This window comes from Herminiimonas sp. GW821-FHT09C12, from assembly GCF_059416385.1.
This window is the reverse complement of sequence record NZ_JBWKPC010000001.1, coordinates 1,497,995-1,511,759: the sequence shown is the minus strand read 5'-3', so window position 1 is coordinate 1,511,759 and position 13,765 is coordinate 1,497,995. Positions and strand designations below refer to the sequence as shown.

The following is a 13,765-nucleotide window of genomic DNA, read 5'->3' as shown; positions in this document are numbered from 1 at the left end:
TTACACCAGCACGCGTTCGATGCCACCGTTATTGGCACGCGCGACATAGTCAGGCAACCAGTTCGGTCCGAGCAAATGCTTGGCCATCTCAACCACGATGTAATCGGCAGTCGTTTCGGAGTCATCGTTGTAGCGTGACAAACCTTGCAGGCAAGATGGGCAGGAAGTCAGTATCTTGACGTCGCCAGTAAAGCCGTCAGCGCGCAATTTATCCGCACCTTTGGTCATCTCCTCTTCCTTGCGGAAGCGCACCTGTGTCGAGATATCAGGACGCGTCACTGCTAAAGTGCCGGACTCGCCGCAGCATCTATCGTTCTTTTCGATTTTTTGCGCATCGACGGTCGTGATCAAGCTGTTCACCGTTTTTAACGGATCCTGCAACTTCATCGGGCTGTGGCAAGGATCGTGATACATGTAGCGCACGCCGTTCACGCCTTCCAGCTTCACGCCTTTTTCCATCAAATATTCGTGAATATCGATAATGCGGCAACCCGGGAATATCTTCTCGAATTCGTAGCCTTGCAACTGATCGTAGCAAGTGCCGCAGGAGACGATGACGGTTTTGATATCCAGATAATTCAGCGTGTTCGCCATGCGATGGAACAGCACGCGATTATCGGTGATGATCTTTTCAGCCTTCTCGTAATTACCGGAACCACGTTGCGGATAACCACAGCACAGATAACCCGGCGGCAAGACGGTTTGTACGCCGACATTCCACAACATCGCTTGCGTTGCCAAGCCAACTTGCGAGAACAGACGTTCGGAACCGCAACCCGGGAAATAAAACACGGCTTCGGTATCCATCGTCGTAGTCTTGGGATCGCGGATGATAGGTACGACTTTATCGTCTTCAATATCCAGCAAGGCACGCGCGGTTTTCTTCGGCAGATTACCCGGCATTTTCTTGTTGATGAAGTGGATGACCTGTTCCTTGATCGGTGGTTTACCGACTGTGGCACGCGGCGCAGAGGTCTGCTTCTTCGCCCACTTCTTCAAGATATCATGACCGAAACGCTGTGCCTTGTAGCCCCAACCTATCATGACCTGACGCGTCGCATTGATGGTCGCAGGATCGGTTGCGTTCAGGAAGAACATCGATGCAGCCGTGCCGGGATTGAAGGACTTCTTGTTCATCTTGCGCAGCAGATTGCGCATATTCATCGACACATCGCCGAAGTCGATATCGACTGGACAAGGCGTCAAACACTTATGACAAACCGTGCAGTGATCAGCAACGTCTTCGAATTCTTCCCAATGCTTGATCGAGATGCCGCGACGCGTCTGCTCTTCGTACAGGAACGCTTCTACCAGCAAAGAAGTAGCAAGAATCTTGTTACGTGGCGAGTACAGCAAGTTCGCGCGCGGCACATGTGTTGCACATACTGGTTTGCATTTGCCGCAACGCAAGCAATCCTTGACGCTATTGGCAATCGCACCGATATCGCTTTGTTGCATGATCAGCGATTCATGTCCCATCAAGCCGAACGATGGCGTGTAGGCATTGCGCAAATCTGCGCTCAGCTCCGACATGTCCATCAACTTGCCTTTATTGAAGTGGCCGTCCGGATCGATACGTTTTTTGTACGAGCGGAAATCAGCCAACTCTTCAGTCGTCAGGAATTCAAGCTTGGTAATGCCAATACCGTGTTCGCCGGAAATGACACCATTCAGCGAACGCGCCAATTTCATGATGCGTGCCACAGCGGCATGCGCATCCTGCAGCATTTGATAGTGATCGGAATTGACCGGAATATTGGTGTGCACATTACCATCGCCCGCATGCATGTGCAGCGCGACAAATACGCGACCACGCAATACACGTTTGTGGATAGCTGTTGCTTCTTCCAGAATCAGACGGAACGCCGCACCGCTGAAAATCTGGCGCAAAGGCAAACGCACTTCTGTTTTCCAGGACACGCGTACGGTGCGATCCTGAATCACATCGAACAGTGTGGCATTCGGTTGTGCAATCAAACGCTCTTCAAATGCAGGTGCCAGTTTTTCCAAGCCAAGCACGACCACTTCATCCTTTGCATCACGCAAAGACTTGTCGAGATTAGCCAACATGTATGACCAACGCGCCTGTGTAGCCGCGATCAATTCATCAGCCTGATGTACGCGGTCTTCCAGCAATTCTGCTGCCGGGATATCGTCGCCATCTGCATCGTCGCCCTTGCCCAGCGGCAGATTACCTTTGGTAAAGAAAGCGTGCAATTCGTCCAGCAATTGCAACTTGTTCCGGATCGACAGTTCGACGTTGATGCGTTCAATACCGTCCGAATACTCGCCCATACGGTCGAGTGGAATCACCACGTCTTCATTGATTTTGAAAGCGTTGGTATGTTTGGAGATGGCGGCTGTGCGTGCGCGATCCAACCAGAATTTCTTGCGCGCTTCCGGGCTGACGGCAACAAAGCCTTCGCCTACGCGTGTATTGGCAAGGCGTACGACTTCGGATGCTGCTTGCGCTACTGCGTTTTCATCATCGCCGACGATATCGCCGAACAAAGCCATCTTCGGCAAGATGCCGCGTTTGGATTTGGTGGCGTAACCGACTGCGCGCAAATAGCGCTCATCCAGATGCTCAAGACCAGCCAGAATCGCGCCGCCCTTTTTGGTTTCAGCATCGAGGTAATCCTTGATCTCGACGATGGATGGAATCGCATCGCGCGAATGACCGAAGAACTCCAGACAAACTGTGCGCGTGTGCTTAGGCATCTTGTGCAAAATCCAGCGCGCCGATGTGATCAAACCATCGCAGCCTTCTTTTTGCACGCCCGGCAAACCGGACAGGAATTTATCGGTAACGTCCTTGCCCAAACCTTCCTTGCGGAAGGTGCGGCCGACGATTTCCAGCGTTTCTGTTTTGAAGGGTTGGTTGACTTTGCCCTTCTCGCTCGGATGTGTCCATTCCAGCTTGAACTTTGCTAATGGCGCATCGTGAATCTTGCCGAGGTTGTGCTCCAGGCGCGTGACTTCCAGCCAGTCGCCGTTCGGATCAACCATCCTCCAGCTCGCCAGATTGTCGAGCGCGGTGCCCCACAACACGGCTTTCTTGCCGCCTGCATTCATGGCGATATTGCCGCCTATACAGGACGCTTCAGCCGAAGTTGGATCAACTGCAAATACGAAACCGGCTTTTTCTGCAGCGTCTGAAACACGCTTGGTTACCACGCCTGCGCCTGAATAAATCGTCGCGTATTCGCGGTCGACGCCAGGCAGCATGGTCATTTCGACCGCGCCCAAGGCTTCGAGTTTTTCTGTATTAATGACGGCCGACATAGGCGTCAGTGGCACTGCGCCACCGGTGTAACCGGTACCGCCGCCGCGTGGAATGATGGTCAGACCGAGTTCGATACAACCTTTGACCAAGCCGGCCATTTCATCTTCGCTATCCGGCGTCAGTACAACGAACGGATATTCGACGCGCCAGTCAGTGGCATCGGTCACGTGCGAGACGCGCGATAAGCCATCAAACTTGATATTGTCTTTTTCGGTATAGCGCCCCAAGACCTTGTTTGTGCGTTTGCGCAAATCATAGGTACGACGGAATTCTTCGCCAAAGGCAGTCACTGCCTTGCGTGCGGATTGCAACAGCGCTTCGACGGCTGCACCGCGACGGGATGCATTTTCATCGCTGGCTACGGTCAAATCGGTAATGCGACGTTTTTCAACTTCGACCAAGCGATGATGCAAAGCATCAATCAATGCCTGACGGCGCTTGGGATTATCCAGCAGATCATCTTGCAGGTATGGATTGCGCTGTACGACCCAGATATCGCCCAGAACTTCATACAACATCCGTGCGGAACGGCCGGTTTGTCTGGCACCGCGCAGCTCATCGAGCAAGGCCCAAGCCTCTTCGCCTAGCAGGCGAATGACAATTTCGCGATCGGAAAACGAGGTGTAGTTATAGGGAATTTCACGCAAGCGGGTAGGAACAGCACCGCCGGGGCCATCGGCCAAAAGAGTCTGGATATGTACTGGGGCGTTCATCAGTGGGTCAATTTTGAATTAACGCTAAATAAGCATTTTAGCTGATTGCGGTGCAACATGCCTGCTCACCGTAGATGCCACAAAAGCGAAAAAGATACTTTTTAGACAGGATTTTCAGAGCGAAGGAAGACGATAGGCCGGGTCTTAAAACAAATTCCCCAGATATCGCCAAAACCCATCAGGGATATAAAGAAGTATCCAGGTCATCGTCAGGTAGCGCAGGAATTTACCTATAGCCATGTACAAGACGCATGGCCAGAACGGGAGTTTCAGCCAGCCGCCCAATAAACACAGCGGATCACCTATACCCGGCAACCAGGCCAACAGCATGGTTTTTGCGCCAAAACGCTCTAACCAGCCAAACCAGCGCGTTTGCCTTTCCTTGGCAAAAACTTGTTTGGCGCCTAAACCCATCCAGTAATTGACGACACCGCCCAAGGTATTACCCGCAGTCGCCACCAGCAGTGCCGGCCAGAACAGATCGGCATTGGCCTTGACGACCGCAAAAACGGCCGGCTCGGAACCCAGCGGCAACAAGGTCGCGGAGACGAAACTGATTACAAATACGGAAAACAGCCCAACCTGCGGCGCAGCCAGCGTCACCAGCAACCACTGTACGGCGGCGTCAATCATGTTTGTGTCGGGTAAATTTCTTCAAAGCTAGGGCTCATCTGCAGAAGAGAATCGGATTAAGCACGCCAACCGGCGAGCCAAAGGTAATACTGCGCAACAAAGGGCGTCCATTATAATGATGTGCTGCGCTGCATGAACACAAACCCTGTTTTCACGCGCGCCCCTGATATTGACACTTATGACTACCGACTATCTGAAGAAAATTTTAACCGCGCGCGTCTATGATGTCGCCGTGGAATCGCCACTCGAGCTGGCACCAACGCTGTCGCAGCGCGTGGGCAATCAGATTTATTTCAAGCGCGAAGATATTCAAAGCGTGTTTAGCTTCAAGCTGCGCGGCGCATACAACAAGATGGCAAACCTGCCGCCAGCGCAAATGAAGCGCGGCGTGATTTGCGCATCTGCCGGCAATCATGCACAAGGCGTGGCGCTCTCCGCCACCAAACTCGGCTGCCGTGCAGTGATCGTCATGCCGACCACCACGCCATCGGTCAAGGTTGAAGCGGTCAAAGCGCGCGGCGGCGAAGTCGTGCTGTTCGGCGACTCTTATTCAGATGCTTACCAGCATGCGTTGACGCTGGAGAAAAAACTCAAGCTGACCTTCGTCCATCCATTCGACGATCCGGATGTCATCGCAGGGCAAGGCACCATAGGCATGGAAATCCTGCGTCAACACGCCGGTCCTATCCACGCGATTTTCGTTCCTATCGGTGGTGGCGGCCTGATCGCCGGTGTCGCCGCTTACGTCAAGGCAGTGCGTCCGGAAATCAAAATCATCGGTGTACAAACCTCGGACTCGGATGCAATGGCACGCAGCCTGCACGCTGGTCGCCGCGTGACTATGCAGGATGTCGGTTTGTTCGCAGACGGCACCGCCGTCAAATTGGTAGGCGAAGAAACTTTCCGTCTGGCGAAACAGTATGTGGACGAAATCATCGTGGTGAACACCGATGAAGTCTGCACCGCTATCAAGGATGTGTTCCAGGATACGCGCAGCATTCTGGAGCCTTCCGGCGCATTGGCGGTAGCAGGTGCAAAAGCCTATATAGAACGCGCACGCACCAATAAAAAACCGCTGAAAAATGAAACACTAATCACCATCGCCAGCGGCGCGAATATGAACTTCGATCGCCTGCGCTTCGTGGCTGAAATGGCCGATATAGGCGCAGCGCGCGAAGGCGTGTTTGCCGTCACCATCCCGGAAGAGCGTGGCAGCTTCAAGCGTTTTTGCGAGTTGGTCGGTCCGCGCAATGTGACTGAATTCAATTACCGCATCAGCGACGCCAATCAGGCGCATATCTTTGTCGGCATGCAAATCGCCGATCGCGACGAAGCTGGCAAGATCGCAAAACATTTCGAGAAAAATGGCTTCAAGACTCTCGATCTAACTCATGACGAACTGGCTAAAGGCCACATCCGTCATCTAGTCGGTGGCAAGAGCGATCTGACGCAAGATGAATTGCTATATCGCTTTGAATTCCCGGAACGTCCGGGCGCCTTGATGCGCTTCCTCGATAGTGTCGCGCCAAACTGGAATATCAGTCTGTTCCACTACCGCAATCAAGGTAGCGACGTGGGTCGTATTCTAGTCGGCTTGCAAGTGCCTAAGAAGGAAATGAAAGCCTTCCGCGCCTCGCTCGCGGGATTGGGTTATCGCCATTGGGATGAAAGCGACAACCCTGCATATAAATTGTTTTTGTAAAAGCTGCTGCCATGACCAAGTCACATCAACCAGAAGCATCGCCGCTCGGCAAACCGTCTGTTTATCAGACGCAATACGACCCGTCGCTGCTGTTTCCGATTCCACGCCAGGGCAAGCGCGACGAACTCGGCCTCACCGGCGACCTGCCTTTCTTCGGCGTCGACATCTGGAACGCCTACGAAATATCGTGGCTGAACATGCGCGGCAAACCGCAAATAGCGATCGCCAAGATCATGGCCCCTGCCGACTCGCCCAACATCATCGAATCGAAGTCGTTCAAGCTCTATCTGAATTCCTTCAATCAAACCAAGCTGGGCGGCACCGATGCCTTGCTGGAATTGCTGCGCGCCGATTTGTCGGCAGGTTTTGGCGCGCCGGTACAAATTACGCTGACGCTACCGGAAGATTTTTCCAAAGTAGCTGTGGGTGAACTCGATGGCATGTTGCTGGATAGGCTGGATATTGAGGTATCAGATTATTCGCCGGACGCATCTCTGTTACAGGCGACATTCGATGAGCCAGTAGTGGAAGAAACACTGGTTTCAAATTTGCTGAAATCGAATTGTCTGGTGACCGGCCAACCGGATTGGGGCAGCGTACAGATACATTATGTGGGCCCACAAATCAATCAGGCTGGCTTGCTGCATTACCTGATTGGTTTCCGCGAACACAATGAATTTCATGAACAATGTGTCGAGCGCATCTTCATGGACATCCTGCGTCAATGCAAACCACACAAACTTGCCGTCTATGCACGCTATACGCGACGCGGTGGTTTGGACATCAATCCTTGGCGCAGTAATTTCAGTACTGGCAAGCAACCTTCAAATGCTCGTAACGCACGACAATAATGTCTTTAAGCAACATAAACGATGCTATTCTGCGGCAAGCTTGTCACGTCTGACAGCTACCGTTAAAATGCCCGGCCAGCGCTGTTCTGCGCCATATTCATAATAAAAATGTGGGTTACTGCTTGCCTCATATCACCAAGAGATAAGGTGCCAGCATGAACCATTCCGGATCGAACGACTCCTTATAAGCATAGATACGCTGCATGCATATTTTGGGCGCAGGATTTGATCCGCGCAGTCTTGTCGCACCAAAACTTTAACCAGGAAACAGATTGGATAGCCACCTGATGTCAGACGGCAGCCACCATCTTAAGAAATCATGAATCAAAAAACTGCGTTCGAAAGCGAACTGGCTGTGCTTATCGTCGATACGCTCAATCTCGAAATCAAACCTGAAGATATCGATCCTGCGCAATCGCTGTTCACCGATCTTGGCCTAGACTCGCTGGATGTACTCGAGATTGCGCTGACCGTATCGAAAAAATATGGCGTCAAGCTGCGTTCTGACGATGAAAAAAATGCGCACATTTTTTCTTCATTACATGCCTTGGCCAGTCATATCGATCAACATCGCGCCAAATAACAAGCACCTGCCATTGCGCGCGCCCATGTCCATTCAGGCTTTACGTAAATTGGCCGTAACCGGGCTCGTTCTCTGCTATCCCTTGCTGGCACATTGGGCCTTATTGCTGCGCCCGGATCTTCCTCATGCAGTGCTGCTGTTTTTACCTACCTTGCTTAATCTCTGGCTCGCGTGGCTGTTCGGCAGCACTTTGCGCAAAGGACGTATGCCTTTGATCAGCGTATTCGCACAAATTGAACGGCAACAATTCTTGAAACTAAATGAACCCGATTTACCTGCACCGATTGCTAATTACACGCGCAAACTGACCATCATCTGGACTATCCTTTTCATCGCGATGGCGGCGGTTGCAACGTTGCTGGCCTTATCAGGTAAAACTGCGTGGTGGGCAATATTCACCAGCCTAATCAGCTATGTATTGGTAACAATTCTGTTCATCGGTGAATATTTTTTTCGATTGCAGCGTTTCCCCGATCAGCCACATGCAAATCCCTTGAATCTTGCATGGTTATTGATCAAATCCGGCCCCTTCTGGATGCGTCGACAGCGATGAATAACTATTCCAGCTCACTCGCCTTACTACGTCATTTCGATGCAGACACGCCTTTGGCCTATGTGCACGACCGTATCGTGACAGCGCAGGAATTTATTCATCACGCAACAGCACTCGCTGCACAATTGCCGGAAGCAAAATACGCCATCAACTTGTGCGAAGACCGTTATTATTTTTTACTCGGTTTTGCAGCTGCACTGTTACGCCAACAAATAACGCTCCTGCCGTCGAGCCGCGCTACCAACGTACTAACCCAAATCGCCACGGATTATGAGGACAGTTATTACTTGTCCGATCAAGCATTTCCCACAGGTCTTGCTGGCTTCGACATACGCTCGACACCAGTAACTGACAATACGCAGGCGTATGCAATTCCTACGATACCAGCCGATCAAATTGCAGCGATATTGTTCACATCAGGCAGTACTGGACCAGCGACTGCGCATGCCAAGACTTGGGGTATGTGGGTCCAGGGTGCAAATCAATTGCAATATACGTTTGCACCAGCTATTGGTTCCTGCATCGTGGGAACCATCGCGCCGCAACATATGTTCGGCATGGAAAGCACCATCATTTATCCGCTGCAGTGGGGCTGCATGATTCATCATGCGCGCCCGCACCTACCTGCTGATATTGAACAAGCTGTGAGCGAAGTCAATCAAACTGTGTGGTTGATGACAACACCTTTGCACTTGCGTGCATGTGTCACGGAAGATAAATATATTCCCGGTATTACTGGCGTCATCTCGGCCACGATGCCTTTGGATAAAACAAACGCTTTGGCGGTCGAAAATTTACTGCACTTACCGCTGCATGAAATTTATGGCTGCACCGAAGCCGGAATGATTGCTGCACGTCGTCCGGCACAAGATGAACAATGGACATTGTGCGATGATTTTCAGCTACGCCATGACGAAAAAAATGCATGGATTGAAGGTCCGCGTGCGCTGCCCTCTTTTGCATTATCTGACAGCATTGTTCAATATGATGCACGACACTTCAGTCTGCAAGGCAGGCTGACAGATATGATCAAGATCGCCGGAAAGCGTACCTCACTGGTCAAGCTGAACGTAGTCTTGCTTGCCATTGATGGCATTACGGATGGTGTATTTTTTCAAACTGAATCCGACAGCAGCAACACTCACGTTGAGCAACGCTTAAGCGCTTTCTTTGTATCGGATAGTCTGACAAACGCACAAGTCATTGCTGCATTACGCCTGCACATCGATCCTGTTTTTATTCCGCGTCCGATTTTCAAGGTTGAGCGCTTACCACGCGATGCCAATGGAAAACTATCGCGTGCAGCACTCGCTGAACTAGCCAAAACATGTGCAAGGACAAAAGATATCAATACTCTGCGTCACATCGGCACAGTGCCGTCCGACCATGCTGCGTTGGCCGGGCACTTCCCTGGCAATCCTATCGTTCCGGGTTTATTGCTGTTATCTGAAGTTGTGAACGTTGCAAGCGCTCATGCCCATATCAGTGGCGTCAAGCAGGTGAAATTTCATATTCCACTGAAACCAGGACAGGAATATGTCATCAGCTTCAGCACAACTGCCACACAAACACTCAAGTTCGCGATTCATTACGAGCAAACGCTGATCGCCAACGGCCTGCTGCAATTGCAAGGTGCGGAACATGGCTAAAGGTTGGCTAGATCAGTCTGAACGCGGCAGCCTGTTTGCCATGCAAGCTCTCGCGTGGGTAACGCTCAAATTGGGTCGTCGCTTCGGTCGTATTTTTCTGCTGCCGATTTGCGCATACTTCATTATTTTTTCTGGTAGCGCACGTCGTAGTTCCTTCAATTACTTGCGTCGAGTGTTGCCGCACAAACCACGCTGGATAGATGTAGTGCGGCACTACCATACGTTTGCCAGCACTATTCACGATCGTATTTACCTGCTGTCAGGGCAACACCACTATTTCGATATTCGCATTCAAGGCTATGACGCCGTTGCACCTCTATTACGTCAACAGGGTTGCATCATGCTCGGCTCACATCTGGGTAGTTTTGAAGTACTGCGAGCACTCGGCATGTTCGATCAAGACTTACCCGTCAACGTACTCATGCACGACGAACATGCGGACAAATTGAACAGTATCTTGCGTAATTTGAACCCGGCGATTCAACCCGGTGTCATAACATTAGGTCAAGCCGATACCCTGCTGAAAGTGCAGGAATGCATAGAGCGCGGCGAAATCGTCGGCATCCTTGGCGACCGTACATTTAAAAGCACAAAAAATGTCGAATGTAATTTTCTCGACGGTCAGATCACCTTGCCGCAAGGACCATTTGCATTAGCAGCCATTTTAAAAACACCGGTCATACTGTTTTTTGGCTTGTACCAGGGAGGCAAACGCTATGATCTGCACTTTGAAATTTTCGAAGCCGACCCGACAGTTGATCGCAGTCAACGTAATCAACGCATAAATGAGTGGGCGCAACGCTATGCGGACAGACTGGCTCATTACTGCCGTCTCGCACCATTCAACTGGTTTAATTTTTTCGATTACTGGAAATAAATCGCCATGCTTAATCCCGCACGCCTTCTTTTGACATGCCTGTTTTTCTTTTCTCCGCTTTGTGCTTCGGCGCAATCCTGGGGCTTGCCGCAATTGATGGAAACAATGGCAAAGGTAGAAGCTAGTCAAAGTCGTTTTACTGAAAAGAAAACACTCGCCTTGTTGAAAGCACCACTGGAATCAAGCGGCACGCTCACCTATCGTCGTCCTGGCTTTGTCGAAAAACATGCGTTGTCGCCGCAAGATGAAGTCATCACAGTAGAAGGCGATCAGCTCACTTGGCAAAACAATGCCACTAATAAAAAGCGCAGCATCCGCCTGCAAAGCAATCCACCCATCTGGGCATTTGTTGAAAGCATACGTGCGACGCTGGCTGGCGACTTGAAAACACTGCAGCGTTTCTACGATGTGCGTCTCGAAGGAAGCGCTGCACGCTGGACGCTCACTCTGTCGCCATCAGACGATGCCATGCGCGAAAACGTCAAGATATTGCGTATAGAAGGAATGGGTAATCGCATGACATTGGTCGATATATTAGAAGCTGGTGGCGACCGCTCCATCATGACGATTCAACATGATTAAGTTGCGCAATAAGGCTATCGTCGCATGCTGGTTATTGCTGCTCGTTTTCAGCGCATGGATAGCTGTCGCACATACCAAGATCTACACTGATCTAACCGGTTTTTTACCCACCGCACCTGATCGCACTCAGCAACTCCTGTTGGATCAATTACGCGAAGGCCCTGCCTCGCGCCTGATCCTGATCGGCATTGAAGGCGATACGCAGGAACAATTGGCAAACCTGAGCCGCAATCTGGCGCATGCCATGCGTCAAGATCAGCGCATTACCTTTGTCCATAACGGAGAATTCAATGCGCTGACAAATGAACGCGATATCTTGCTGCGCTACCGATATCTGCTTAGTCCTGCAATTACAGAAAAACATTTCGATGTCGCTGCCTTAAAAGCCTCATTACAAGCCAGCGCGCAAATGCTGTCATCGCAAGGCGGCTCCTTTGCCAAACAGTTGATCCCCATGGACCCGACCGGCGAAGTGGCACGTATTTTTTCGCTATGGACACCAGCTGCGCAAATTAGCATGCACGATGGCGTATGGTTTGCGACAAATAACAGCCGTGCTCTATTGATCGCACAAACGGCAGCGTCCGGCATGGACGTCAACGCGCAACAAGACATCCTCACAAGCATACGTCAACAATTCACCAACGCAGCAAAAGAAGAAAAAAGTCAGGCGCAGCTCTTACTGTCCGGCACCGGCGTCTTTGCTGCAGAATCCCGCAAACTGATAGAAAGTGATTCGTGGCGTTTATCCGTCATTGCATCGACGTTAGTATTGCTGGTGCTATGGCTAACCTACCGCTCCATCGGTTTGACCATGCTGGCATATGTGCCAGCGATATCAGGCCTGCTGATCGGCACTGCTGCGGTATCTCTTGTATTTGGTGGCGTGCATGGGATTACGCTGGCATTCGCTGCCACCCTGATCGGGGAAGCTGTCGACTATCCTAATTACGCCTTCCTCCACACTGCTCGCGGTGAGCCTGTTCGCAATGCATTGCTACGCGTCGGATCGACGTTGCGGCTGGCAATTCTGACCACGACCTTTAGTTCGATTGCGATGTTGCTATCGAGCTTCTCTGGATTGGCGCAATTGGGCTTGCTATCGCTGGTCAGTGTTGCTGTCGCTGGCTTGACTACCTATTTCGTGTTGCCCGTCATTGCAGGCTCTACGCTCACTTCACGCAAGTTGGAACACCTGCCTATCAAATTATCACCAGGCAATCGTTGGCGTGTACTGGTGTTGCCCTTGGTATTAATCGCTCTCGCCGCACTGTTTGTGCAACGCCACCAATTGTGGGACGACGATCTGGCGAGCTTGAGTCCCGTTTCTGCCTCGGCAAAGAAACTGGATCAGGAATTGCGCAATCAATTAGGCGCACCGGATGTACGTTACTTACTCGTTGCTGCCGGCAAGGATCGCGAACAAGCACTGCAGCAAAGCGAACAAGTGCGTTCCGATTTATCGAAATTAGTAGACGAAGGCGTGATCGGCGGCTTCGATATGGCCTCCAACTATTTGCCCAGCGCATCCCTGCAAATGCAACGTCAAGCAGCCTTGCCAAACGACAAGGATCTTACAAATAACGTGCAGCAGGCGCTGGTGGATTTACCATTCCGTAACGATGCTTTCGCACCCTTCATCAAGGATATTGCAGCCGCGAAGCAGCAAGCCTTGCTGAAAGCAGAAGATCTCGACCACAGTTCACTCGGCTTGAAGGTACGTTCATTGTTACTGGATGACAAACAAGGCGCAGTCGCATTGATCACCTTGAGCGGCGTACGCGATCCAGCTCGCCTGCAAGCAGCGTTACCAGCCTTACAAGAAAAAGGATTGCGCGCCATAGACCTGAAAGACGATACAGGCCACCTGATCAGCACCTATCGTGACGAAGCGCTGCATTTATCTGCATTCGGCATGGTGTTGATTACGTTGCTGCTATTAGTCAGCCTGCGTTCATGGCGACTCACACTGCGTGTGCTATATCCGGTCATCTCGGCAGTGATACTCAGTATCGCCGTGACTGTCATCGTCTTGGGTGAGAAATTGACGCTATTCCATCTAGTCTCCATGCTGCTGGTTATAGGGATAGGCTTGAATTATTCCATCTTCTTCAACCGTGAAGAAACCAGCGCCGACGACACTCAGCGCAATCATCTGTCGCTGATTACTTGTGGTCTGACGACTTTCCTGTCATTTGGCACGCTGACCTTATCCAGCTTGCCCGTCTTGCATGCCATCGGACAAACCGTCACTATCGGTGCAGTATTGAGTATGATCTGCGCCTATTTACTGGCGCGCCCAACTCGTACCGGATCAGCATGATGCGCTTTGCTAT

General features: G+C 51.3%; 10 protein-coding genes. 8 read left to right on the top strand and 2 right to left on the bottom strand.

Features of this window, described 5'->3' with window-relative positions; genetic code table 11:
* A complete protein-coding gene (locus tag AC07N2_RS07220; protein WP_494777629.1) occupies positions 1 to 3,999 on the bottom strand; it encodes a DUF3683 domain-containing protein in 3,999 nt (1,332 codons plus the stop codon).
* 144 nt (positions 4,000 to 4,143) lie between these two features.
* Entirely contained in the window at positions 4,144 to 4,632 is a 489-nt protein-coding gene (locus AC07N2_RS07215; protein ID WP_494777628.1) for a YqaA family protein, read from the bottom strand.
* Between the two features lie 178 nt (positions 4,633 to 4,810).
* On the opposite strand from AC07N2_RS07215, the gene ilvA reads away from it, so the two are divergent.
* The 8 genes from ilvA (at position 4,811) to AC07N2_RS07175 (ending at position 13,752) form a co-directional block, all read left to right on the top strand.
* Positions 4,811 to 6,334, top strand: coding sequence for a threonine ammonia-lyase, biosynthetic (gene ilvA, locus AC07N2_RS07210; RefSeq protein ID WP_494777627.1), 1,524 nt, complete (start codon positions 4,811 to 4,813; stop codon positions 6,332 to 6,334).
* A gap of 11 nt (positions 6,335 to 6,345) precedes the next feature.
* Positions 6,346 to 7,185: an NADPH-dependent 7-cyano-7-deazaguanine reductase QueF gene (gene queF, locus AC07N2_RS07205; protein WP_494777626.1), complete on the top strand. Its 840-nt coding sequence runs from the start codon at positions 6,346 to 6,348 to the stop codon at positions 7,183 to 7,185.
* A 319-nt stretch (positions 7,186 to 7,504) separates the two neighbouring features.
* Positions 7,505 to 7,768 carry a phosphopantetheine-binding protein gene (locus tag AC07N2_RS07200; RefSeq protein WP_494777625.1) on the top strand — a complete coding sequence of 88 codons (264 nt, stop codon included), beginning with the start codon at positions 7,505 to 7,507 and terminating at the stop codon, positions 7,766 to 7,768.
* 25 nt (positions 7,769 to 7,793) lie between these two features.
* A complete protein-coding gene (locus AC07N2_RS07195; protein WP_494777624.1) occupies positions 7,794 to 8,321 on the top strand; it encodes a COG4648 family protein in 528 nt (175 codons plus the stop codon).
* Positions 8,273 to 9,970 (top strand): ApeI family dehydratase, encoded by a 1,698-nt coding sequence (locus tag AC07N2_RS07190; protein WP_494777623.1) that lies wholly within the window; start codon positions 8,273 to 8,275, stop codon positions 9,968 to 9,970. The genes AC07N2_RS07195 and AC07N2_RS07190 overlap by 49 nt, the downstream gene beginning before the upstream one ends.
* On the top strand, positions 9,963 to 10,847 hold the full coding sequence (locus AC07N2_RS07185) for a lysophospholipid acyltransferase family protein (protein WP_494777622.1): 885 nt from the start codon (positions 9,963 to 9,965) through the stop codon (positions 10,845 to 10,847). Before AC07N2_RS07190 ends, AC07N2_RS07185 begins: the two co-directional genes overlap by 8 nt.
* 6 nt (positions 10,848 to 10,853) lie before the next feature.
* Positions 10,854 to 11,429, top strand: a complete 576-nt coding sequence (locus tag AC07N2_RS07180; protein ID WP_494777621.1) for a LolA-related protein — start codon at positions 10,854 to 10,856, stop codon at positions 11,427 to 11,429.
* Complete coding sequence (locus tag AC07N2_RS07175; RefSeq protein WP_494777620.1) at positions 11,422 to 13,752, top strand: MMPL family transporter; 2,331 nt, start codon at positions 11,422 to 11,424, stop codon at positions 13,750 to 13,752. Before AC07N2_RS07180 ends, AC07N2_RS07175 begins: the two co-directional genes overlap by 8 nt.
* The last annotated feature ends 13 nt before the right edge of the window (positions 13,753 to 13,765 follow it).